The organism is Aeromonas sp., from assembly GCF_050252055.1.
GTDB lineage: Bacteria > Pseudomonadota > Gammaproteobacteria > Enterobacterales > Aeromonadaceae > Aeromonas > Aeromonas caviae.
On record NZ_JBFWLQ010000003.1, the window covers coordinates 65,015 to 87,584 of the forward strand.

General features: G+C 64.2%; 23 protein-coding genes, 2 tRNA genes and 2 pseudogenes. 11 read left to right on the forward strand and 16 right to left on the reverse strand.

Annotated elements, in window-relative coordinates; genetic code table 11:
- Positions 1 to 2 precede the first annotated feature (2 nt).
- The 6 genes from AB7E19_RS06385 to AB7E19_RS06410 all read right to left on the reverse strand — a co-directional run bounded on the left by AB7E19_RS06385 (position 3) and on the right by AB7E19_RS06410 (position 4,086).
- Positions 3 to 79: transfer RNA gene (locus AB7E19_RS06385), tRNA-Met, on the reverse strand.
- Positions 80 to 175: 96 nt separating this feature from the next.
- Positions 176 to 252: transfer RNA gene (locus AB7E19_RS06390), tRNA-Met, on the reverse strand.
- 224 nt (positions 253 to 476) lie between these two features.
- Positions 477 to 1,196 carry a hypothetical protein gene (locus tag AB7E19_RS06395; RefSeq protein ID WP_201888306.1) on the reverse strand — a complete coding sequence of 240 codons (720 nt, stop codon included), beginning with the start codon at positions 1,194 to 1,196 and terminating at the stop codon, positions 477 to 479.
- 106 nt (positions 1,197 to 1,302) lie between these two features.
- Complete coding sequence (locus AB7E19_RS06400) at positions 1,303 to 2,937, reverse strand: ATP-dependent endonuclease (protein ID WP_039038583.1); 1,635 nt, start codon at positions 2,935 to 2,937, stop codon at positions 1,303 to 1,305.
- 76 nt (positions 2,938 to 3,013) lie between these two features.
- Entirely contained in the window at positions 3,014 to 3,136 is a 123-nt protein-coding gene (locus tag AB7E19_RS06405) for a hypothetical protein (protein WP_256094327.1), read from the reverse strand.
- Between the two features lie 62 nt (positions 3,137 to 3,198).
- Positions 3,199 to 4,086 (reverse strand): helix-turn-helix domain-containing protein, encoded by an 888-nt coding sequence (locus AB7E19_RS06410; RefSeq protein ID WP_042016580.1) that lies wholly within the window; start codon positions 4,084 to 4,086, stop codon positions 3,199 to 3,201.
- A gap of 178 nt (positions 4,087 to 4,264) precedes the next feature.
- Here AB7E19_RS06410 and AB7E19_RS06415 point away from each other — a divergent pair, with 178 nt between their 5' ends.
- Both AB7E19_RS06415 and AB7E19_RS06420 read left to right on the forward strand, forming a co-directional pair.
- Positions 4,265 to 5,182, forward strand: coding sequence for a DMT family transporter (locus AB7E19_RS06415; RefSeq protein WP_041215090.1), 918 nt, complete (start codon positions 4,265 to 4,267; stop codon positions 5,180 to 5,182).
- Positions 5,183 to 5,233: 51 nt separating this feature from the next.
- A complete protein-coding gene (locus AB7E19_RS06420; protein WP_102948516.1) occupies positions 5,234 to 6,166 on the forward strand; it encodes a LysR family transcriptional regulator in 933 nt (310 codons plus the stop codon).
- A gap of 53 nt (positions 6,167 to 6,219) precedes the next feature.
- On the opposite strand, the gene AB7E19_RS06425 is transcribed toward AB7E19_RS06420, so the two are convergent.
- The 4 genes from AB7E19_RS06425 to AB7E19_RS06440 form a co-directional block, all read right to left on the reverse strand.
- Positions 6,220 to 6,999 carry a TSUP family transporter gene (locus tag AB7E19_RS06425; protein WP_102948517.1) on the reverse strand — a complete coding sequence of 260 codons (780 nt, stop codon included), beginning with the start codon at positions 6,997 to 6,999 and terminating at the stop codon, positions 6,220 to 6,222.
- Positions 7,000 to 7,478: 479 nt separating this feature from the next.
- The gene (locus tag AB7E19_RS06430; protein WP_322131982.1) at positions 7,479 to 8,228 is read right to left on the reverse strand and encodes a tRNA-uridine aminocarboxypropyltransferase; all 750 of its coding nucleotides are present in this window, start codon (positions 8,226 to 8,228) and stop codon (positions 7,479 to 7,481) included.
- A gap of 191 nt (positions 8,229 to 8,419) precedes the next feature.
- Positions 8,420 to 9,409 carry a D-alanine--D-alanine ligase gene (locus tag AB7E19_RS06435; protein WP_010674866.1) on the reverse strand — a complete coding sequence of 330 codons (990 nt, stop codon included), beginning with the start codon at positions 9,407 to 9,409 and terminating at the stop codon, positions 8,420 to 8,422.
- 200 nt (positions 9,410 to 9,609) lie between these two features.
- Positions 9,610 to 10,218 carry a 2OG-Fe(II) oxygenase gene (locus tag AB7E19_RS06440; RefSeq protein ID WP_041211488.1) on the reverse strand — a complete coding sequence of 203 codons (609 nt, stop codon included), beginning with the start codon at positions 10,216 to 10,218 and terminating at the stop codon, positions 9,610 to 9,612.
- Positions 10,219 to 10,426: 208 nt separating this feature from the next.
- Between AB7E19_RS06440 and AB7E19_RS06445 the strand changes: the two genes are divergently transcribed.
- A complete protein-coding gene (locus AB7E19_RS06445) occupies positions 10,427 to 10,903 on the forward strand; it encodes a glutathione peroxidase (RefSeq protein ID WP_039038588.1) in 477 nt (158 codons plus the stop codon).
- A gap of 250 nt (positions 10,904 to 11,153) precedes the next feature.
- Positions 11,154 to 12,542 (forward strand): DEAD/DEAH box helicase, encoded by a 1,389-nt coding sequence (locus tag AB7E19_RS06450; protein WP_336592122.1) that lies wholly within the window; start codon positions 11,154 to 11,156, stop codon positions 12,540 to 12,542.
- A 69-nt stretch (positions 12,543 to 12,611) separates the two neighbouring features.
- Here the strand turns inward: AB7E19_RS06450 and AB7E19_RS06455 are convergent, their stop codons facing one another.
- From AB7E19_RS06455 to AB7E19_RS06465, 3 genes and pseudogenes are all read right to left on the reverse strand, one after another.
- On the reverse strand, positions 12,612 to 13,049 hold the full coding sequence (locus AB7E19_RS06455; protein ID WP_010674870.1) for an acetyltransferase: 438 nt from the start codon (positions 13,047 to 13,049) through the stop codon (positions 12,612 to 12,614).
- A 36-nt stretch (positions 13,050 to 13,085) separates the two neighbouring features.
- Positions 13,086 to 13,570, reverse strand: a pseudogene (locus AB7E19_RS06460) (GNAT family N-acetyltransferase).
- Between the two features lie 117 nt (positions 13,571 to 13,687).
- A complete protein-coding gene (locus tag AB7E19_RS06465) occupies positions 13,688 to 14,533 on the reverse strand; it encodes a DUF5718 family protein (protein WP_069784645.1) in 846 nt (281 codons plus the stop codon).
- A 267-nt stretch (positions 14,534 to 14,800) separates the two neighbouring features.
- On the opposite strand from AB7E19_RS06465, the pseudogene AB7E19_RS06470 reads away from it, so the two are divergent.
- From AB7E19_RS06470 to AB7E19_RS06485, 4 genes and pseudogenes are all read left to right on the forward strand, one after another.
- Positions 14,801 to 15,349 (forward strand): annotated as a pseudogene (locus tag AB7E19_RS06470) (class IV adenylate cyclase); the annotation flags it as partial.
- Positions 15,350 to 15,379: 30 nt separating this feature from the next.
- Complete coding sequence (locus AB7E19_RS06475) at positions 15,380 to 15,772, forward strand: NUDIX hydrolase (RefSeq protein ID WP_010674874.1); 393 nt, start codon at positions 15,380 to 15,382, stop codon at positions 15,770 to 15,772.
- A gap of 101 nt (positions 15,773 to 15,873) precedes the next feature.
- Positions 15,874 to 16,380 carry a GNAT family N-acetyltransferase gene (locus AB7E19_RS06480; protein ID WP_010674875.1) on the forward strand — a complete coding sequence of 169 codons (507 nt, stop codon included), beginning with the start codon at positions 15,874 to 15,876 and terminating at the stop codon, positions 16,378 to 16,380.
- Positions 16,381 to 16,484: 104 nt separating this feature from the next.
- Positions 16,485 to 16,793, forward strand: coding sequence for an antibiotic biosynthesis monooxygenase family protein (locus AB7E19_RS06485; RefSeq protein WP_010674876.1), 309 nt, complete (start codon positions 16,485 to 16,487; stop codon positions 16,791 to 16,793).
- Between the two features lie 40 nt (positions 16,794 to 16,833).
- Here the strand turns inward: AB7E19_RS06485 and pdxY are convergent, their stop codons facing one another.
- The 3 genes from pdxY to AB7E19_RS06500 all read right to left on the reverse strand — a co-directional run bounded on the left by pdxY (position 16,834) and on the right by AB7E19_RS06500 (position 19,622).
- A complete protein-coding gene (pdxY, locus tag AB7E19_RS06490; RefSeq protein WP_214003572.1) occupies positions 16,834 to 17,697 on the reverse strand; it encodes a pyridoxal kinase PdxY in 864 nt (287 codons plus the stop codon).
- A 528-nt stretch (positions 17,698 to 18,225) separates the two neighbouring features.
- On the reverse strand, positions 18,226 to 18,981 hold the full coding sequence (locus AB7E19_RS06495; protein ID WP_427934747.1) for a DUF429 domain-containing protein: 756 nt from the start codon (positions 18,979 to 18,981) through the stop codon (positions 18,226 to 18,228).
- Between the two features lie 77 nt (positions 18,982 to 19,058).
- Complete coding sequence (locus tag AB7E19_RS06500) at positions 19,059 to 19,622, reverse strand: VC2662 family protein (protein ID WP_427934748.1); 564 nt, start codon at positions 19,620 to 19,622, stop codon at positions 19,059 to 19,061.
- A 303-nt stretch (positions 19,623 to 19,925) separates the two neighbouring features.
- Between AB7E19_RS06500 and AB7E19_RS06505 the strand changes: the two genes are divergently transcribed.
- The 3 genes from AB7E19_RS06505 to AB7E19_RS06515 all read left to right on the forward strand — a co-directional run bounded on the left by AB7E19_RS06505 (position 19,926) and on the right by AB7E19_RS06515 (position 22,560).
- Positions 19,926 to 20,276: a phasin family protein gene (locus AB7E19_RS06505; protein ID WP_041211496.1), complete on the forward strand. Its 351-nt coding sequence runs from the start codon at positions 19,926 to 19,928 to the stop codon at positions 20,274 to 20,276.
- Between the two features lie 95 nt (positions 20,277 to 20,371).
- A complete protein-coding gene (locus AB7E19_RS06510) occupies positions 20,372 to 22,159 on the forward strand; it encodes a class I poly(R)-hydroxyalkanoic acid synthase (protein WP_200163669.1) in 1,788 nt (595 codons plus the stop codon).
- Positions 22,156 to 22,560, forward strand: coding sequence for a MaoC family dehydratase (locus AB7E19_RS06515; RefSeq protein WP_045524572.1), 405 nt, complete (start codon positions 22,156 to 22,158; stop codon positions 22,558 to 22,560). The genes AB7E19_RS06510 and AB7E19_RS06515 overlap by 4 nt, the downstream gene beginning before the upstream one ends.
- Positions 22,561 to 22,570: the final 10 nt, after the last annotated feature.

Below are 22,570 nucleotides of genomic sequence, written 5' to 3' on the forward strand. Positions count from 1 at the left end.
GTTGGTTGCGGGGGCCGGATTTGAACCGACGACCTTCGGGTTATGAGCCCGACGAGCTACCGAGCTGCTCCACCCCGCGTCCGAATTGTATTGCCACCACAAAAAGCAGAGCAGTTGCTTCTTGCTGTCTTCGTCTCCACCGCTGCGCTATGCGCTTGCCATGGACACAAATGGTTGGTTGCGGGGGCCGGATTTGAACCGACGACCTTCGGGTTATGAGCCCGACGAGCTACCGAGCTGCTCCACCCCGCGTCCGAGGTCGCCCATAATAGGCGCCAACGCTGAGATTGCAAGTAAATATCCTAAAAAAAGTTTATTCGGGGATTAAACCGTCACATACTGCGCTCTTTTGCAACAAATCGCAGTTTTTTCAGGCAGCTAACGATCTCTTCCCCCTCAGGCCCCTCCCCGCCTTGCCCCTCTTTGCCATAAAAAAAGCCCGCGCGACAAGGTGCGGGCGGAAGGATGCGCCGGGATCAGGCCAGCTGGTGCAACACGCTGGTCGCCGCAATCTGGGCGATGATGAGGCCGCACAGGGTCACGGAGACCACCACGGGGGCCGTCTCCTGCTGACGGTAGATGGGGCTGAACCAGAGCAGCAGGGCTGCGACCAGCAGGCCGGCCTGGGTCACTACCCCGGGGATCAGCGGGTCGAGCCCGGCGCTGCTCCCCTGCCAACCCACCAGCACCGCCAGCCAGATAAGACTCAGGATGGCGGAGACCAGCCCCGCCAGGGGCAGCAGCAGATTGAAGGCTTGCAGGCGGTGGCGGGCACGCAGCAGCATCAGGTGGGCAAAGGCCGACCCCAGCAGCACCATCTGCAGCAGGCCGCCGAGCCAGCCCTGGATCTGCATCAGACCCAGTCCGTAGAGGGCGAGCGGCATGGCGGGCAACCACAGCAGGGTGGCGGGGATGGCGCGCTTGCCCTCCAGGCGAGACTGAAGCAGGGAGAGCACGATACCGAGCACCAGGGCGGCCCCCCCACTCCAGATGAGCCAGCCCGCAACCTTGGCCTCCACCGCCAGCATCAGAGAGAGCCCGGTGATCACCCAGACCGAGAAGAGCTGGGTAGTGATCCGCGAGCGCTGGCCCGGGCAGAGATCCCCGCGCCACAGGACGAGTCCCACGGCGATCAGGGCCCCCAGGGCCATCAGACCGGTCAGGGGAAAGAGCCAAAAAGGAAGTTGGACGAACATAGGGTCTCCGGCAGCAGTCCGGGTGCGGGTGCACCCGTCACAGGGTAAGGAAGGACAAGAGGCAGGGAGTATATCCAAACTCCCCCCGTCTTCCCAACGTCGCCGGTCAGCTTTGTCCCCGGGCAAGGGCGACCACCCGGGCAAACATCTGCTTGAGCACAGGGGGAATGTGCTCGCTGCCGAGGCGCTCCGCCTCCTCCACCACCGCCAGGGCCATGCCTGGCTTGCTGCGATGGTGGATCGCCTTGGCGATGATGCGCCCGGCGTTGAGGGTGGAGCGCCCCCCGACCCCCGCCTCGCGCCGGAACACCCCCTCGAACCCGTTCTGGTAGAGGTAGTGCTCTATGTCTGCCGCCGGCAACTGGGTCAGCCGATCCCGCTCGCGCTCCCCCTTGAGCAGGGAGCGGGCGGAGCTCGCATATTTGGCGCCCGCCTCGTCACCGTCGGTGAGCAGGTGCCACTCTATGCCGAAGTCCCGGGCCACCTTGATGAGAGGAGCCTGGCCGCACTGGGCGAACTCGATGATGCGCACCCCCTCCGCCCGCAGGCTGTAGCCGCAGATCTGGGCCAGCTCCGAGAGCAGCCAGATCTCGGTCTCCCCTTCCACCAGCAACCAGCAGCGGGCAAACATCGACATGGGCCTGTTGATGCGCACATGGAAGGCAATCTTGCGCAGGTCGTCGCTGCTGTAGCGCTCCCCTCCCAACTGATGGCAGAGGATGTCCTGCTGGCGGCGCACCAGACGGCGCACCTGATTGAGGGGCAAGGAGGAGAGCAGGTCCCCCGAGTTGGTGGTGAGCAGCTTCTGGCCGGGCAACTGCTCCAGCAGACCCCAGGCCAGGGCCAGCATGGTGGGATGCAGGCGGCTCTCGGGGTCTTCCAGCATCAGTATGGGTCTGGCCCCCTCCTCCAGCTCCCGGTTGCCCCGGGCGTGGAGCAGCATGGCCGCCATGCCCGCCATGGCCAGTTGCAGCGCCCGGTTGTCCGCATTGCGCAGCAGCACCTGCAGGTTGCCGGGATTGCGCAGGGTCATGGGGCGATTGACGATATCCCGCTGGCTGCGAGGCTTGTGCTTGATGGGAGCCAAAGCGCTGAAGTAGTGCTCCATCAACTGCTGCACCGCCTGCAGCGCCTCCTTAAGTTCAGGCTCGCCGATGCGCTGGGGCTCGTCGGTGAGCTTGCCGGCCAGCTCGTCCAGCCGCTGCTCGCACAGATCCCCCCAGGGCAGCCGCTCGATGCCCTCCCGGGCGGTACGGGCATCCCGCAGCCTGAACACCGGGTTCATGGTAATGAGCAGACGCACCAGCGCCTCGTTGTTGTCGATGGCCAGGCTCTTGCCGATGCCGTCGAGAAAGTCGTGGGTGGTGAGCACGCTGCCATCGTCCTGCAACTCGGCACTGGCACGATAATGCACCCGGTGGAACTTGTCCTTGTGGGGGATCCAGGCCGCCCCGAGGCGGGCCAGACGGCGGGAGTGCTGGCACATCTGGGGACGATACTCGCTGAAGGTGAGCACCAGTTGCAGCGTGCGCGAGGGTTCGAGCTCGGGATCTTCGGGCCGGTGAAAATCATCCTGACCAAATTGATAGGGCTCGGCATCCCCCAGCAGGCACCAGAGGGCCCGCAGCAGGCTGGATTTGCCCCAGGCGTTTTCGCCGATGAGCACAGTGGTGTTGTCCAGCCCGAGGGAGAGGCGATTTATTCCGCGAAAACCTTTGACTTCAATGCGTTCCAGAAACATGCGGCCATATCCAGTCCATCCTGATGGCGCAATAGTGGCAAAGTTGCCGGAAAAATCCTATCGGGTTAGGGCGTTTTCAGCGGGAACTGTGAGGAACGAGCGGTTCGGGCGGCGTCGGCTGGGTGGCGCGATAGAGGGGGGCATTCCAGTGGTTGAACCAGAGATGGCGAGTACGAGTCTGACGTTTGCGATGATTCAATGGGCATTCCTTTCAATGGACAAGAGACAGAGGGTACACCTCTTTTGCCCAGAGTCTCAGGGTTATCTGTGACAGGAGAATGACAACTGGGCTCGCCACTGGCCCGGGCTCAGGCCGAACGCCTCCCGAAAGCGGTTGCCAAAATGGGCCTGGGAGGAGAAGCCGCACTGGGCGGCGATGCTGGCCAGGGGCTCGCTTCCCGCCAGCAACTGCTTGGCCCGCTTGAGCCGCAGCCCGAGCAGGTAGCGGTGGGGCGGACAGCCCAGGCTCTGCCCGAACATCCGGGCGAAGTGGTATTCGCTCAGACCCGCCTCCCGCGCGAGCTCTCCCAGGGTGACAGGCTCGGCCAGGTGAGCCTGCAGATACTCCTGTACACGGCGCACCACGGCGGGGGCCAGGCCGCCGCGCACCTCCGGCAGCGCCGGGGCCTCGCGGGTGTGATGGCGATAGGCGTGCAGCATCAGCATCCAGGCGCCGTGGGAGAGCGCCATGCGATCGATGCCGTGCTGCCAGTCCAGCTTCATCAATTGCCCCTGCACCAGGGCCGCCGCCTGGGGATCGTCGATGAAGGTCTTGTCTTCCAGTTGCAGATGACGCCCCTCCTTGTCGCACGCCTGTTCGGCGATACGGGTGAAGTGGGCGGGGGTAAAGTAGAGGTGGAAGAAGCGAAACTCCTCGCGCACCAGCCACTCGGACCTGTGGTGATCCGGCATGATGCACACCTTGCCCGCACCGCCATGGCCACCGGGGCCGTCCAGCCGCTCGGTCTGCTCGCCCCCCTGCAGGTAAACACTGATGGTGTGGTTGCCCGGCTTGTGGTAGCGGGTCTGATCGTAGCGGTTGCACCAGCTCGCCACCCCGAGCCCGGGCTCCAGCCAGCAGGAGTCCTCCAGTCTGGCACCGGTGCTCACCAGGGCATCAAAGACCCCCGCCTGTCTTGTCTGCTGCATGGCATGCTGCACGCTTGCCTCCCTCTCTGGCACTTGCCGCCCCTTTCCTGTCGCCATCTTATCGCGCCTCATGGTCAAAGGCTGCGCCTCCGTTGAAAAAACCGCAAGATGGTGCAAGCCGGCACCCCGCCTCACGGTTCATGCTGATCACATCATCTTCTCTTGATGGGATCACACCATGAATCTGATGCTCTATGTTTCCACCGTCCTCATCTGGGGCAGCACCTGGATTGCCATCGCCTGGCAGCTCGGCCCCATCCCCATCGAGGTCTCGGTGCTCTATCGTTTCGCCCTGGCGGCCCTGGCCCTGTTCGCCCTGCTCACGGTGAGCGGCAAGTTTCCGCGACTGCCCTGGGCGGGCCAGCGTTATGCTGCCCTGCTCGGCGCGTTGCTCTTTTCCACCAACTTCCTCTGTTTCTACCACGCCACCCTCTATATCCCGAGCGGTCTGTCGGCGGTGATTTTCGCCAGCGCCAGCATCTTCAACGGCCTCAATCTCTGGCTGTTCGAGGGTAAACGACCGGGCCTGCGCTGGCTGCAAGGATCGTTGCTGGGGCTGCTTGGCACCCTGCTGCTCTTCTGGCCGGTGCTGGCGGATGCGCAACTGGGTGCAAACGGCTGGAAGGGCTTGCTCTTTGCCTGCGCCGGCACCCTCTGCTTCTCCCTGGGCAACCTGGTCTCTGCCCGGGGACAGCGCCAGGGCTATCACGTATTGCAGATGGTACCCTGGGGCATGGTCTACGGCGTGGCGCTGCTGCTGGGCTGGGTCACTGTACTCGGTCAGTCACTCACCCTGCCCACCGACCCGCGCTACCTCGCCGCCATGGTCTATCTGGCCATCTTCGGCTCCGTCATCGCCTTCACCGCCTACCTCACCCTGGTGGGGCGCATCGGTGCCAGCAAGGCGGCCTACGCCACCGTGCTCTTCCCCCTGGTGGCCCTCACCCTCTCCACCTTCTATGAAGGCTTTGTCTGGCAAACGGTCTCCATCGTCGGCGTGGTGGTGAGCCTCATCGGCAACCTGGTGATCTTCGCGCCCCCCGTCAAGGCGTGGCGCTGGCCGCTATCAAGGGCCGCAAACGGTACTTGCCCCTGATGCCACCAGCCCCTAAGGTAACCGCGTCCAACACACGAGGAGGGAGGACGCATGTTACTGGAAGGGCTGGAGACACTCTGCCTGCTGGCAAGCGAGGGCACCATGGCCAAGGTTGCAAGCCGCCTCTATATCAGTCAGTCGGCGGTCAGCAAGCGCATCGCCCAGCTGGAGCAGCGCCTTGGCAAGAAGCTCATCGAGCCGGATGGCCGTCATATCCGCCTCACTCCCCAGGCCCGTGAACTGCTCGCCCGGGTAGCCCCGAGCCTCGCCGAAATGAAGGGGGTGCTGGCGGACAGCCAGATCCTCACGGATCAGACCCCTCTGTCCATCGCCTGCTCCGAAACCCTGCTGGCGGGCTACCTCGCCCGCTTCATGCACGCCTACCTTGAACGGGATCCCCACATTGCCCTCTCTACCCACCACACCCCGGTCATTCTGGCCCGGGTGCGCGGCGGGGATGCCCTGCTCGGGATCTGCGCCGGTCGCCTGCCGCCGGGCCATGGGCTGTGTGCTGAACGGCTGCTGGAGGAGCCCTTCTATCTGGTGGGGGACGCTCTGGATGAGGCGGCGCAGCCGGATCACCAGGGCACCTTGCAAGAAACTGTGACCAGCAAGCAACTGGCTGAAGGCGACGTGAGTAAGGGGATGCAGGGCAAGGTGCGCAAGATCCTGACCATGGATCTGGAGAACCCCTCCAACCGCTATCTGCGCGAGCCCCTGGCCGCCCTCGGGCTTATCCCCGCCATGGAGCTCGATTCCTACCTGGCGCTGATCGAACTGGCCAAGGCAGGCATTGGCCCCGTGCTCCTGCCCGCCGGCCTGCTGGCGCTGGTGGGTGAGCAGGGGACACAGGCACGCCCCCTGCCGGGGCTGGGCCGCCCGCTCCACCTGGTCTATCGGCCAAACAGCCTCAAGCGCGATCGCATCGCCCGCCTGGTGCAGGCGCTGCAAGCCCATTTCCGGCAACTGACGGCACAGGGCTGAAACGCAAGAGGGCCCGATCTGCGATCGGGCCCTCGTCATGGGGGGGGACCGGCTCAGTCCAACCAGGCAAAGAGCTCGGGGTACTGGCTCCACACCAGCTTGGCGGACATCACCAGGGAGACGGTCACCAGCAGCGGCTTGATGAGCTTCACCCCTTTTTTGAGCACCAGCTTGGAGCCCATGCGCGCCCCGATGAACTGCCCCAGCGCCATGCACAGCCCCACGCTCCACACCACCTTGCCCCCCAGGGTGAAGAAGAGCAGGGAAGCGATGTTGGAGGTGAAGTTGAGCAGCTTGGTGTGGGCGGTGGCCCGCGCCATGCCAAAGCCCGCCAGGGCCACGAAACCGATGGCAAAAAACGACCCCGTGCCCGGCCCGAAGAAGCCGTCATAAAAGCCCACGCCCCCGCCCACCAGCAGGGCGAACGCCATGGGGGTGAGGCGGCGCTGGCTCTCCGCATCGCTCACCCTGGGGGAGAAGTAGAAGTAGCAGGCAAACGCCATCAGCAGGAAGGGGAGCAGCCGCTCCAGGATGGCGGCATCGATGGTCTGCACCGCCAGGGTGCCGATGGCCGCCCCGATGAAGGTGCAGATGACCGCCGGCCAGATGATGGCCCACTCAAGGAGCCCCTTGCGGGCATAGAACCAGGTGGCGGAGAAAGAACCGAAACTGCTCTGCAACTTGTTGGTGCCAAGCACCAGGGCTGGCGGCATGCCGGTGGCCAGCAGGGCCGGCACCGTCAAGAGTCCCCCGCCCCCGGCGATGGCATCGATAAAGCCGGCGATGAGGGCCACCCCGAACAGGGCGACCAGGGTGAGCAGTTCCAGTTCCATCCATAGACCTCGTGTGATTGGCGGCGCCCGGCATGGCCTGGAGCCTGAAGGAGTCAACAGGTCGCTATCCTAGCGAGGGCAGGCTCATGAAGCCAACGAAACAATGGCAGCCAACTAATTCCTTATTTTCATCAATCAGCGTGCGAGAGGGTCTGTGCTTTGATAACCGCCACCCCCTGCAACAGGGGCGCTTCATCAGCGCCGGGCGCACGGCTTACCCGGCCAGCCATGTAGCGGCTGCTGATGAGGATTAATCCAGAGCGCAGCTCTGGGCTTTGATAACCGCCAGCCCCTCCAGCACGGGCGCTTCATCCGCACCGGGAGCACGGCTTACCCGGCCAGCCATGTAGCGGCTGCTGATGAGGATTAATCCAGAGCACGGCTCTGGCCCTTGATGGCCTCCAGCCCCTGCAGCAGGGGTGCTTCATCAGCGCCGGGAGCACGGCTTTCCCGGCCAGCCATGTAGCGGCTGCTGAGAATTAATCCAGAGCGCGGCTCTGGCCCTTGATGGCCTCCAGCCCCTCCAGCAGGGGCGCTTCATCCGCACCGGGCGCACGGCTTACCCGGCCAGCCATGTAGCGGCTGCTAAAGAGATTGAACCAGAGCTGCAGCGCCTGCCCCACCCGTAGCTCCCCGGCCACTTCCAGCACGCAGGCGGCCACCTCGGCGGTGCACAGGTGCTCGTCGCTGTGGGCGACGCGCATACCGTAGGTAGAGAGCGCGTCCGGCTTGATGGCGAGCACAGGGAAGCTGTCCAGATAGGGACTCTTGTTGAACATCTTGCGCGCCTCGGGCCAGGTGCCGTCCAGCAGGATGAACAGCGGCTTCTTGCCGGGGGCCAGTACCACCTCGCCGGTCAGGCGGTCGGGCGCTTTTTCGCAGGCGGGAAAGACCACGTAGGGCTGCCAGGCGGGATCCGCCAGCAGGGCCAGCAGCTCGGGATGGGGTTCGGTACGCGACCAGAGAAAGGCCCAAGTGGAATCCGGCAGCACGTCGGCGATGAGGCGCCCGGTGTTGGAGGGCTTCATGGGCTCGCTGTCATACATCATGAGGCAGAAACCGGCCTCGGCCTTGAGCGCCGGGCGCCAGTCGCAGGCACACCAGTCGTGGCGCAGCTGGCAGGCATCGCAGCGTGGCACGCTGCCGCCACGGGCAAGAAAGGGTCGGGTCGAGACGCTCTTGCGCCAGATGCGCAGGCGGTTGACGGCGTGATCGGGGATGGGCTTCATGGAACGCGGCTCTGACGGTGCCTGTGGCGGGACAAAAGGGGGCTGATTGTAACGGCGCGCCCTCCTGGCGGCAAGGCTTGCCAGGCGGCGCCCTGCCCCCTTCCCTCCCCGCGTTCTGCCCGCCTCGCCCCCATGAAAAAAGGGGCCCTGAGGCCCCTACTCACCATCCGTTGCAACCGGGTCTGGCGACGTCAGACCGCCTTTCGCAGGATCTGCTCCAGATAGTGCGCGAAGCTGTGGCCGTGGTGCTCCAGCAGTTTCGGGAACATGGAGATGGAGGTCATGCCCGGGAAGGTGTTGATCTCGTTGAGCAAAATCTCCCCCTCTTCGGTCAGGAAGAAGTCGATGCGCGACAGGTGGGTCAGCTTGAGCTGACGGAACGCCTTGAGCGCGTACTCGTGAATGGCGTCAGCCTGCGCCTGAGTCAGTCCCTCGGCCTTGAGCGCGGTCTCGGTGTGACTGGCACTGCTGTACTTCTCTTCATAGGTGTAGAACTTGTCCTGGGGTACGCAGATCTCCCCCGGATAGGTGGCCACCAGCTCGTCACCATACTGGTAGACCGCCACTTCCAGCTCGCGGGGCTTGACCGCTTTTTCGATCAATACCTGCTCGGAGTAACCGAAGGCATCGGCAATGCCCTTCACCAGGTCTGCCTCGTTGCTGGCGGAGTAGCAACCCACGGAAGAGCCCTGGGAGGCCGCCTTGATGAAGACCTTGCCCCACTTGGCCAGCGCCGCTTTCGCCTCGATCAGGCTCGCCTCGCCCTGCTCGGTCAGGAACAGGTAGGGGGTATTGGGGATGCCGATGGCGGTGAGCCACAGCTTGGTGGTGATCTTGTTGAAGCACACCTTGCTCGCCTCGGCGTCACAACCCAGATAAGGCAGGCCGGCCAGCTCGAGGAAGGATTGCAGATCGCCGGTCTCACCGGGATAGCCGTGGATGCAGGGCACCACGTAGTCCACCGGACGGGCCACGCTGTCGAACGAGAGCAGCTTGTCCAGCCCCAGCTTGCACTCGCGACCGTCGGCGGAGAGCCAGCGGTCGGCAAACATCTCGACCCGGGTCACTTCGATACCGGGCAGGAGCCCAAGCTGTTTTTCGAGGAAATTGGCGCTGCGCAGCGAGACTTCGTGCTCGGAGCCGCCACCGCCGCACAGCAGCAAGACATGCATGTTCTTCATTAGATGTGATCCCTTGGGAGAAGCGGCTTCGTCATCACCATGTCAAACCCAACCGCATGAAAACCGGACGAAGCCAGAAACGAACATAAGTGCGGGCAGTGTAGCAAGGGAGGGGAAGCCTTGTCAGCCGATGGGGCGCACCTCCCCCTGCCCGGGCAGATAAAAGTCTCTTCCTGTGTCAGAAACAGGATGAAATGCGCTCAGCGGGGGGGATCGACCCGCCCGGCGCCATTGCCGTTGACCCGAAACCAGCCGGCAATGCTGTAGCGCTCCCGGCTTGCGGGCAGCACCTCGTGGGGAAACTCTTCAGACAGGAAGAGCACCAGCCGCCCGCCCCGGGGGGAGACATCCATCAGAAACTGCTCGCTGTCGTCATAGACCCGCAATATTCCCCCCGCCTCTGGCTGCCAGTCGTTGTTCAGGTAGAACACCGAGGTGAGCCGGCGGTTGGATCGCCCGGCGAAGGCGTCGCGATGGGTGGCGTAGAAGTCCCCCTGACGGTAGCGGGCAAAGTGGGCCTCGTAGTCGAACAGCCCCAGCATCAGGCTGCGATTGGCGGCCAGACGCAGGGACTCCATCCGGGCCAGATAGTCGGCCACCGGCGCGCCGAGGGAGGCGTCGAGCCAGTGGATCTGATCCCGACGGATATCGCGGTTGTCCTGATGCAGGGTCTCGCGCCCGATCCCCGCCGGTCGCCACTCGTCCGGCAGGCAAGCCTTGAGGGCATCCACCTCGGCGGCGGTTAAAAAATCATCCACTATCACCCAACCCCGGGTGTAGATGGCATCCATGACGGCTTGATAGTCCAAGATAGGCTCACAGCGAGGGGAGAGAGTGCGCTTTGTAGCGACTTCGGACCATCGGCACAAACCGGATTGCTTCTCTTGAGAAGTCCCGCCATCAATAGGAGTCTGGGGGGCACAGACGCCCTCCCCCTTGCTCCCCGGCCCTCGGCCCGTTAACGTGCAAGGATTGTCCCCCGGGCGCCTTGTCGCCCCTCTTGCATCAGGAGAAACCATGCCCCTGCCCCTCATCCCCCTGCAACGACTCGATGGCACGGCCTGGTCCACCGCCGATCTGCAGGGCCGTGTCGTGCTGGTGGTCAACGTGGCAAGCCGCTGCGGTTTTACCCCCCAATACACCGGGCTTGAGGCCCTCTATCGCCAGTTCGGCCCCCAAGGCTTCGAGATCCTGGGCTTTCCCTGCGATCAGTTTGGCCATCAGGAGCCGGGCGATGCCGAGGAGATCGCCCGCTTCTGCTCTCTCGACTACCCGGTCAGCTTCCCCCTGATGGCCAAATGCGAGGTCAACGGCGCCGGGGCCCACCCCCTCTATCGCTGGCTCAAGGAGCAAAAGCCCGGGCTCCTTGGCAGCGAGGCCATCAAGTGGAACTTCACCAAGTTCCTGATTGACCGTGAAGGCCGGGTGGTGGACCGCTTCGCCCCCCAGACCAGGCCGGAGGATCTGGTGCAGGCCATCGAGGGACTGCTCTGACGGGCGTGCGCCGAGGCGAACCCGGCCCCCTTCGCAGCCTCTGGCCTTTCCCTGCCGGGGTACCCCGCTTGCGACACGGCTGCTGCGCGTGCGACTCGCATCTGCTATATTACGCGCCCACTGTTCTCTTGTGCGGTCGCCTTGCCGGGCTCAGGCCCAGCCTCGATGGCGACCCACCCTATTTTCCATGTCGTGACGGACCAAGGCTGCCGTCACCCGTTGAGCCCAAGGCTCGGAGTGTCCCTCGAACATGTCATTCAATGAACTGGGTCTGTCACCGCACATCCTGCGGGCCGTCAAGGAGCTGGGTTACGCACAACCCACCCCCATCCAGCAGCAAGCCATTCCCGCCATCCTGGCCGGGCAGGACGTGCTGGGCGGCGCCCAGACAGGCACGGGCAAGACGGCCGGTTTCACCCTGCCCATGCTTCATCGACTGCTGGCCAACCACGGTCGTGGCGGTCGTCGCCAGGTGCGAGCCCTGGTGCTGACCCCGACCCGGGAGCTGGCCGCCCAGGTGGGCGAGAGCATCATCAAATATGCCCACCACCTGCCGTTTCGTACCCTGATCGCCTATGGCGGCGTCAGCATCAAGCCGAACCTGGACGCCATCAAGCTCGGGGTCGACATCCTGGTCGCCACCCCGGGCCGCCTGCTGGATCTGCTGACCCAGGGCGCCCTGACCCTGAGCGCCCTCGAGGTACTGGTGCTGGATGAAGCGGACAGAATGCTCGACATGGGGTTCATCACCGACATTCGCCGCATCATGAAGGCCCTGCCGGAGGAGCGTCAGACCCTGCTCTTCTCCGCCACCTTCTCCAATGACATCAAGGCGCTGGCGGACGATCTGCTCAAGGATCCCACCCTCATCGAGGTGGATCCCAGCAACACCGCCGCAGAGCAGGTAAGCCAACGCATCATCCAGGTCGATCGGGAGCGCCGCCGGGAGATGCTCTCCCACATGATTGGCCGTGGCAACTGGCAGCGGGTGCTGGTGTTCGTGCGCACCAAGCAGATTGCCGACAGGCTCGCCCAGCAAATGCAGAAAGATGGCCTGGATACGGTCGCCATCCACGGTGACAAGAGCCAGGGGGCCCGCAACCGGGCGCTGGCGGATTTTCGTGAAGGCAAGGTGCGGGTGCTGGTTGCCACCGACATCGCCGCTCGCGGCCTGGACATCGATCAGCTGCCCCACGTGATCAACTTCGAGCTGCCCCAGATGGCGGAGGATTACATCCACCGCATTGGCCGCACCGGCCGCGCCGGGCGTGGCGGCGAGGCCATCTCTCTGGTGAGCCAGGACGAGCTGGGTCAGCTCAAGGAGATCGAGGCGCTGATCGGCCAATCCCTGACCGTGGAGATCCTGGAAGGATACGAGCCGAGCGGCAAGCCGAGCCGCCAGACCCTGCCGGGCAGCAAGCCGGTGCAAAACCCGCCCCGCGCCCGTGGCCATGCCAACGCCAAGGGCAAGCCCGCCGCCGGGAAAGGCAAAGGGGATGGCGCCAAGAAGCCTGCCCAGCCTGCGCAAAACAAGTCCCGCAAGCGGGAAGTGGTGGGCGAGGACATCGGTTTCGCCCCTATGCGCCGTCTCCCCAAGGCCCAGCGGGGCGACTATCAGGACAACTCCAGCGAGGAGTGAGGAGGCGCGAGCCAAACCTCCTGAACAACAAAAAACCGCCCTCGGGCGGTTTTTTATGCTCTGGCGCCCTTAACCGGCGGCCAAGGCCATGTGCAGCAGCGGATAGGGCTTGCCCTGGCCATCCAGGGGGGAGCGCCCCGTCACCTCGAAGCCCAGGTGCTGGTAGAAGCCGACAGCCTGGGCATTCTGTTCGTTGACGTCCACGCGAGTCGCCCCCAGACAACGGATGGCGTGGTCCACCAGCTGGCGGCCGACCCCGCCCCCTCTCGCCTCGGGAGCGATGAACAGCATCTCGATATTGCCCTCAGCCACCCCGATAAAACCGACGATCACGCCATCCTGCCTGGCGCAATAAAGGCGCACGGCATCGAAATAGTGTTCGAGGATGAGAGGCTTGAGGGTGGCGATGTCTTCCTCTTGCAGGAAGTGATGGGTAGCGCGTACCGAGGCCTCCCAGAGAGCGATCAGGGCCGGGTAATCCTCGGTTTGTGCTGGTTCTATCTTCATGAATTGCTGGCTCAATTTATGGCAAAAGCGCCGATGCTAAGCCTTGGGGCCGAACCTCGTCAAGGTGCAGCCCTGGGCCTCTGCCTGCTTGATGACAAACCCCTTCTCGATGCCCGCCTTGAAGCCCAGCTTCTCATAGAGGCGATGGGCTTCATCGCGCCCTTCCCCCGAGAGCAGCATCACCTTGTAGCCATCCAGCCCCCAGGCCAGGGAGAGCGCCTGTTCAAGCACCTTCTGGCTCAGCCCCTGGCGTCGGAACGCAGAGGCCGTTACCACGTGCTCTATGATGCCAAAGGGCCTGCCGCCGTTGCTCAGGGTCGGGATCACCCCGAGCTGGCAGGTGGCGGCGAGCTCACCGCCCACCTTCGCCGCGATGATCCGCACCTCGGGCCTGGCCAGCAGGCTCGCGAGCGTCTCCCTCGCCATGGAAAGCGGCATCACGGGATCCCGTGGTCTGAGCTCGGCGTAAAGGCTGAGCAAGCCGCCAGATCCTGCTCCCTGCACTCTCTGATCACCACCATGGCAACCCACCTGATCTGCCACTCCTCTTTCGGCTGATCATGCATGACGCCAGCATGGAGTGTGCGCAGGCATAATAGAGAAAGAAGATGCCTCCCCAGGTTGGGAAGGCATCGCGATCAACGGGTCTTGACCGCCTGGAGCAGGACAGAGACATCGGCGCCAACGCGGCGGGTCGCGATGGCTTCGCGAATGTCGCTCTCGCTGTAGCGACTGGCGGGGTAGACCACCACGCAGGCGGTGTCACCGGGAGCGAGGAAGTGGGTCTCGCCAAAGGGGGTGTAGCGGGTGGCGCCAATGCTGATGAGCGCATGGGCCGGGCGCCCCGCCTGGGCCAGCAGCCCCTGGATATGCTCGGCCGGGCCTTCGTCCTGCTGATGGTTGAACTTGTCGATGGCCCACGCCAGCAACTGACCGTGGAAGTAGCTGTAGTCCACCGCCGCGCTGTCGATCCCGTAGGGGTGCAGCTCCCCGTCCCGCTCCAGATAGCAGGCGATGCGGTAGTCATCGAGCTCGCATCCTGCGGCAAAGTGGGTCAGGGGCAGCAGGTTCGCGGCCAGCCCCTTGCTCTCTTCACCCCAGTTCTTCTTCTCGCTGATCTTTTTGGCATTGGGGCGACGGATGGAGCAGTCGTTGTAGGCGCCAAACGCCTTGGGATGGATGGCCACCACCTGCTCCCCCGCGTACTCCAGCTCGCACCACAGTGCCACCTCGGGTTCAATCTGCACCTTCTCGTCCCCGCTCACCGCCGCCTCCGGCAGGAAGATGGCATCGCCGCTCAGGGGAAAGACCCCGAGCTGGCCGGGATGGTTCGGCACATAGAAGGGGAACAGCGCCTTAGGGGCGACCTTGTCGTCAACCTTGACGGCGACGAAGTCCGCCGCCTCCCCTGCCTGCTCCAGGTGACCGGCGAAGTTGCCCGCCACGCCCAGTCCGATAAAGGGGGTCTGTGAGGTGATCTGCATCTGTGGCTCCACTGGCGCGGCCGGGGCCGCCGCCTCGTTGTCGTTGTTCAGGGCGGAAATACCGCCAAAGAGGGAGCTTATTAGAGCACAGCCCCCGTACGGCGCCCAGCCACCGGGCCACAAGCTGTGCACCAGGGCGGATTTTCCCTCACCATCTGGTCATAAAGTCGGCAGTCGATGCGAAGCTGTGATCCCGATGCTTGGGAGAGCCCGGCACTTTTGCTAGGCTGCCCTATTCATTTGCCGTTCGGGAGCCGTCGCAAGGCCATGACCACCCACTTTCAGGGGCGCTTCGAGGTGGAGTTCAAATACCGCCTGACGGACAGCACCGCCTTTGTGCATACCCTCACGGCCCTCGGCCCCGAGGTGATGGTGGCGGACAATCATGAGCAGGACTGCTACTTCGACACGGCAGATGGCGCCCTGGCCCGGGAGGAGAAGAGCCTGATCATCCGCACCATGGCCCCCAGCGGCATCCGGCTCTGGATAGTCAAAGGGCCCGGACCCGATCGCTGCGAGGCGGTCAACATCCCCGATGCGGGCAAGGCGGCCAGCATGGTGCGCACCCTGGGCTACCAGCCGGTGCTGACCATCGACAAGCGGCGCAGCATCTATTTTCTGGGGGCCTTCCACGTCACGGTGGATCACCTGGCAGGCGTCGGTGATTTTGCCGAGCTCGCCATCATGACTGACGACGAGACCGCCCTGCCCGCCTACCGCGCGCAGTTGCTGGCGCTGGCTAGCCGGCTGGGACTGGCGCCCGAGATGCGGGAAACCCGCCCCTATCGCACCCTGTGCGAGCAGCGAGCCCCCCCTTTGACAAGCGGCAACAAGAGGAATCTGCCCATGATCGACAAACTCGCCTGGCTGACCTTCAAGGAGGGACAACTGCTGTGCGCCCGCTCCCACGGCAAGGACATCTACTACATTCCGGGGGGCAAGCGCGAGCCGGGCGAGAGCGACGAGGCGGCCCTCGTTCGTGAAATCGAGGAAGAGCTCGCGGTCATCCTGAAACCCGACACCCTGGCGTTCGCCTGCGAGTTCAGCGCCCAGGCGGACGGCAAGCCGCAAGGAGTGAATGTCAATCTGCGTTGCTACACGGGGGACGCCGACGGCACGCCCGTCGCCTCGGCGGAGATCGCCGAGCTGCGCTGGCTGGACAGCCGCCACCTGGCCGAAGTTTCCCCCGTCTCCCGCCTGCTGTTCCAGTGGCTGGCAGCGCAGGGACTGATCCATTAAGAGACGGCGCACCTGACCGGATGATAATGGCACCGGCAGGAGAGTCCGCGCCCGAGACGTTAATCCCCCACGTGGGCCAAGAGAGAAGATGAGGACATTCAATGGAGATCCTTGAGGTCGAGAGCACCAGAGGCATCAAACCGGCGCTGATCGCCCTGCTGCAAGATTGCGTGGCCAGCGGTGCCTCGGTGGGCTTTCTGCCCCCCCTGCAGGAAGAGCAGGGGCTGGCGTACTGGCAAGGCATCGAGGGGGAGCTGGCGGATGGAGTGCGCAAGCTCTGGGTGGCGTTTGATCAGCACCATCTGGTGGGCGCCCTGCAGCTCTCCCTGTGCACCAAGGCCAACGGGGGCCACAGGGCCGAAGTGGAAAAGCTGATGGTCCACAGCCAGGCCCGTGGCAAGGGGGTGGGTCGCGCCCTGATGAACGCCATGGAGCAAGGGGCCCGGGACGCCAGGCGTACCTTGCTGGTGCTGGATACCCGGGTCGGCGACGTGGCCTCCAGCCTCTATCGCCAGCTCGGCTATCAGGAGGCCGGCCAGATCCCGGACTTCGCCCGCAATGGGGACGGCACCCTCGCCGCCACCCAGTTCTTCTACAAGCAGCTCTGAGGCAGACGGCCTGGCAAGACCGGACAGCGTGCCGGTTTTGTCCCCTCCAAGGCTCGGCGCACATAGGTTTTTGGTTCAATCAGACTCATCGGCAAGGAGCCATCATGATATTGGAAGTCGCCCATCTGCAGATCATTCCCGGCAAGGCAACTGACTTCGAGCAGGCCTTCGCCCGGGCCCAGCACATCATCAGCGCCATGCCCGGCTACCTGGGCCACCAGTTGCAGCGTGCCCTGGACGATCCCCATCACTACCTGCTGCTGGTGCAGTGGGCGCGGCTGGAAGATCACACCCGGGGGTTCAGGGGCTCCCCCCGGTACCAGGAGTGGAAGGCCCTGCTGCACCACTTCTACGACCCCTTCCCCAGGGTCGAACATTTTCAGGATGCAACACCGATCAGTGCCGCAAGCTGAACCTTGATCAGCCAGTCCCGTCACGGGCTGATCAATGGCGTCAGGCCAGTCGCTCGGCCCTGTGGGCAATCTGCGGATCGGCAAAGGCGCTCTGGGCCGTGATGAGCTGCAGCTCGTAGGCATTCGCCTCCCAGGTCTGTCGCAGCACCGCATCCACCGCGGCGTTGGTGCGCTCGAAGGCGCTCACCCCATCATATCCCGCCTGCAGGTTGGCCAGCATCAGGGCACTGATGAGATCCCCCACGCCCACCGGTTGGCGCGCGAAATCGTAAAGGGGACGGGCGATCAGATAGTCTCCCTCGGGGGTGGCAAGCAGCATCTCGAAGCGGCCGGGGACGCTGGCGGCGCGACCCAGGTGCTTGACCAGCACCATCTTCACCCCCTTCTCCAGCAACTGGCGTGCGGCGACCCGGGTCTGGGCCAGGGTTGTCAGATGGACATCGCACAGGGTCTCCAGCTCCAGCAGATTGGGGGCCATGATGTCCGCCACCGGCAGGGCCTGCTCGGTGAGAAAGCGGGTGACGCCCGGGGCGACGATGCACCCCTTCTCCGGATGCCCCATCACGGGATCGCAGAAATAGAGGGCCGCCGGATTGGCTCGCTTCACCGCCGCCACCACCGCCAGGATCTCGTCCCCCTGCTCCGCCGAGCCCAGATAGCCGCTCAGCACCGCATCGCAGCGCGCCAGCACCTCGATATTGCAAAGCCCCTGGCACAAGGCGGCAATGTGGCCCGCCGGCATCGCCATTCCCTGCCAACCCGCCTCGTACTGGGTGTGGTTGGAGAACTGTACCGTATTGATGGGCCACACCTCTATGCCGAGACGACGCATGGGGAACACGGCGGCACTGTTGCCGGCACAGCCAAACACCACGTGGGACTGGATAGAGAGAATGCGTTTCATCGACACCACCGCACAAGAAGCCTGAGGAAAAGAGGCAATATATCGGATGAAGAGACGGCTCTTCCAGCAATTAACGCCATGACTCCCTATTTATGCTTCTGCAGGCCTAACCTGCCGCATATTTGACCGCCACAACTCTGTTTCTGCACAACCCTGGAACCATCTCCCCCGCTGCTGCGGGGTGATAAATGTACCTGGACGCCTCTTGTCTGATGGCATACAAGGTGATTTTTCAACCAACCATAAACAGTCGGGATCAAGGATGAGGTCCGATGGAAAGACGCCAGTAGGCAGTCGGCAGTCGGCAGTCGGCAGTCGGCAGTCGGCAGTCGGCAGTCGCAAAATAAGGCAACAAGGGCAAGGGTCAAGGAGGCGTCGGAAGATCACAGGACGAACACGGCCTACCCTTGCCTGACACCGTGGCAACGGCAAGCCATACGCAGTGGCGACAGCAAGTCACGTCACCAGTGCCGTGACTACAGCGAGTCGCCAGCAGTCGTCAGAGGGAGCGCGGTGCCCTTGGGCGTCTCAATCCCGGGCGAAGTGGTAGACCCAGCCTTCGTCCGGTGCCATCTCCTCCGGCAGGTCCACCAGAGCAGGCAGCGAGGTGACGGCCCCTTCGGCCGCATATTGCAGGGCCATCAGGGCGCAGAGCGCGGCATCATAGGGATCCGTTCCAGGGATGAGGGACGCCGGCAGGTGGGGTTGCAGCTCGGGCCGCACAGCAGAGGCTTTGCCCCCCATTTTGGCCAGGGCGGGATAGACCTCCAGCACCGCGCGCCCGGCAGCCCTCGCCTGTTTTGGCACCAGTTGCAGATCCCCGAGACGCGGCAGCATGGAGAGGGCCAGGGTGGCGTTGTTGCCGAACCTGTCGAAGGTGGCGGAGAGGGGCTTCTTGCCATAGTGCTGATGGAGCCAGCGCTCGCAATCCCGGTAGGCGTAAGGGTTGTCAATCTCCCGCTGGGGCACGGGAAAGCCGCTCCCCCGCCCCGCCAGCAGATCGGCGAGGGCGCGGGGAAAGGCCAGGGGCGCATCGATGCCGAGAGCAAGGCACGGGCAGGCCAGCACCTGCATCAGCGCCACCTCGTCTTGCAGGGCCGGGCGCAGCAGGGCATCCAGATCCGGCGCGACCCGGGAGCTCAGGCGAAACAGGGGGGAGATCCCGAGCCAGTGCAGACGCGACTCCCGGGCCTGCCAACCCACCACCGCCACCGCCTGGGCATTGCCCTGCCAGCCCCTCACATCCCAGCCGATGCCGATGGCGTCCATGTGTTCCGTTGTCATGCCCCTGTTACCTCTGTGCAGCCTTGATGGAGCACAGGGTAATGGCTGCCCCTCCTAAAGCAAGGGCAAGTTGGTCCCTAGAAGGATTTCTTGAAGTTGATCAGGGGCAGAATGGGGAAGATGCCGTTCTCGGCGTAGTTGGCCAGGCCAATCTGCAAGCCGTCCAGGTGCTTGGTGGCATTGACGAATCCCAGCTGGAACGTGGTGCGTTCGGCATAGTTGACGAAGCCGACGTTGGCCAGGGCATTGCCCTGGGCGATGTTGACCGCCCCCCAGTTGAGCCCCTTCACATTGTTGGTCAGGTTGACGAAGCCCAGATTGAGGCCGGTATCCTGCCCTTCGTGCCAGTTGACGGCGTTGATGGCGACCCCGCCAAACTGGTGGCGCACCCGGCTCGCGCCAAAGAACACACCAAGCTGCAGGCCGGTGAACTGATCCACATCGGAGAGGGCGAACACCGGCAGATCGATCCCCTTCACCTGGCCGGTGCGGCCGTAGAGGAAGGAAGCCCGTGCTCCTTCCACCTGATTGGACGAGGGCAGGTTGATACCGGGCAGGGAGATCTGGACCGGCGTGCTGGCCTGAGCGACACCGGCGAGGGTCAGGGCACCACAGCCGAGCAGCAGGGTGAACGGTTTCATCGGGGATTCCTTGTGAAGAGGGTGTGGCTCAAGGGTACCAGCGCAGGCCCCAGGGAACGAGACCCCGCCCCCTGCCCTGCGTCACCTCTCGTCTGAATCCGGGGATGGCTCTCTCGGCGGATTGGAAAATTCAAACAGAAACTAACATTTATGTCATTTACACCAAAGGTGGATTGGTTGCAGAATGCTCAAACGTGTGTTTGAACAGAGCAAACAACACGTAACACAGGGATGACGTGCTGTACCCGCAAGAAGGGTCGATTGACCCGCAAAAACAGTGTTCTGCCGAACCGGAGACCCATGATGAATATGGACGTGATCAAGAGCTTTACCGAGCAGATGCAAGGCTTTGCCGCTCCCCTCACCCGCTACAACCAGCTGCTGGCCAGCAACATCGAACAGCTGACCCGGTTGCAACTGGCGTCCGCCAATGCCTACGCCGAACTGGGGCTCAACCAGTTGCAGGCCGTCGGCAAGGTACAGGATGCCCAGAGCCTGGCGGCCCTCGGCACCGTGCAGCTGGAGAGCGCCAGCCAGCTCTCCCGCCAGATGCTGGATGACATCCAGAAGCTCAGCACCCTCGGCCAGCAGTTCAAGGAAGAACTGGATGCCCTGACCGCAGATGGCATTAAGAAGAGCACGGGCAAGGCCTGACAACCCCTGGCTGCCCGTCTTGCGGGCAGCCACATCTCCCCACGACTCGACAGAACGGGCAAGTGCCCGCCCCGGGCGTGGGTGAAGGAGAACACATGAGCCAATCATCTTACGGCCCGCTGTTCGAGGCCCTGGCCCACTACAACGACAAGCTGCTGGCCATGGCCAGAGCCCAGACCGAGCGCACGGCCCAGGCCCTGCTGCAGACCAGTCTGGACGATCTGGGCAAGGTGCTGGAGCAGGGCAGCCAGCAGCCCTGGCAGCTGATCCAGTCCCAGATGAACTGGTGGCAGGATCAGCTCAAGCTGATGCAGCACACCCTGCTCAAGAGTGCAGGCCAGCCGAGCGAGCCGGTGATCACCCCGGATCGCAGCGATCGCCGCTTCAAGGCTGAGGCCTGGAGCGAGCAACCCCTCTATGACTACCTCAAGCAATCCTATCTGCTGACCGCAAGACACCTGCTGGCGGCGGTGGATGCCCTGGAGGGCGTGCCCGAGAAGAGCCGGGAGCGACTGCGCTTTTTCACCCGCCAGTACGTCAACGCCATGGCTCCCAGCAACTTCCTGGCCACCAACCCGGAGCTGCTCAAGCTCACCCTGGAGTCCGACGGCCAGAATCTGGTGCGCGGCCTTGCGCTCCTGGCCGAAGATCTGGAGCGCAGCGCCGATCACCTCAACATCCGCCTGACCGACGAGTCCGCCTTCGAGCTCGGCCGGGATCTGGCGACCACCCCGGGCCGGGTAGTGCTGCGCACCGAGCTCTTTGAGCTCATCCAGTACAGCCCGACCACGGCGACGGTGGGCAAGACCCCGGTGCTGGTCGTGCCCCCCTTCATCAACAAGTACTACATCATGGACATGCGCCCCCAGAACTCCCTGGTGGCCTGGCTGGTCGCCCAGGGGCAGACGGTCTTCATGATCTCCTGGCGCAACCCGGGGGTGGCACAGGGGCAGGTCGATCTCGACGACTACGTGGTGGACGGGGTCATCGCCGCCCTGGACGCCGTGGAGGCGGCCACCGGCGAGCGGGAGGTGCACGGCATCGGCTACTGCATCGGCGGCACTGCATTGTCACTCGCCATGGGCTGGCTGGCGGCGCGGCGCCAGAAGCAGCGGGTGCGTAGCGCCACCCTGTTCACCACCCTGCTGGACTTCTCCCAGCCCGGGGAGCTTGGCATCTTCATCCACGAGCCCATCATCGCAGCGCTCGAGGCGCAGAACGAGGCCAGGGGCATCATGGACGGGCGCCAGCTGGCGGTCTCCTTCAGTCTGCTGCGGGAGAACAGCCTCTACTGGAACTACTACATCGACAGCTACCTCAAGGGTCAGAGCCCGGTGGCGTTCGATCTGCTGCACTGGAACAGCGACAGCACCAACGTGGCGGGCAAGACCCACAACAGCCTGCTGCGCCGACTCTACCTGGAAAACCAGCTGGTGAAGGGGGAGCTCAAGATCCGCCACACCCGCATCGATCTCGCCAAGGTGAAGACCCCGGTGCTGCTGGTGTCCGCCGTGGACGATCACATCGCCCTCTGGCAGGGGACCTGGCAGGGCATGGCGCTGTTCGGGGGCGAGCGGCGCTTCATTCTGGCCGAATCCGGGCACATCGCCGGCATCATCAATCCGCCGGATGCCAACAAATACGGCTTCTGGCAGAGCGAGGCCGAGGCTGACAGCCCGGCGCAGTGGCTGGCGGGGGCGACCCACCAGAGCGGCTCCTGGTGGCCCGAGATGATGCGCTTTATCAAAGACCGTGACGAGGCAGAGCCCGTCCCTGCCCGGCAGCCTGCCGAGGGGTTGGAGGCGGCCCCCGGCAGCTACGTCAAGGTACGGCTCAATCCGGTGTTTGCCGGCGTCAGGAAGCAAGAAGAGGAACCCGCATGAGTACACAACCCTTTGCCGTGGGCATGAAAGCCAGCCTGACCAAGCGCTTCGGCCCGGCCGAGGTGGCGGCCTTCGCCGGCCTCTCGGAGGATTTCAATCCCCTGCACCTGGACCCGGACTTCGCCGCCACGACGGTGTTCGAGCGCCCCATCGTCCACGGCATGCTGCTGGCGAGCCTCTTCTCCGGGCTGCTCGGGCAGCAACTGCCCGGGAAAGGGAGCATCTACCTGGGCCAGAGCCTCTCCTTCACGCTCCCGGTGTTCGTGGGGGACGAGGTAACAGCGGAGGTGGAGGTGATTGCCCTTCGAAGCGACAAGCCCATCGCCACCCTGGCCACCCGCATCTTCACCCAGGGCGGCGCCCTCGCCGTGACGGGGGAAGCGGTGGTGAAACTCCCTTGAGCGCCAGTGG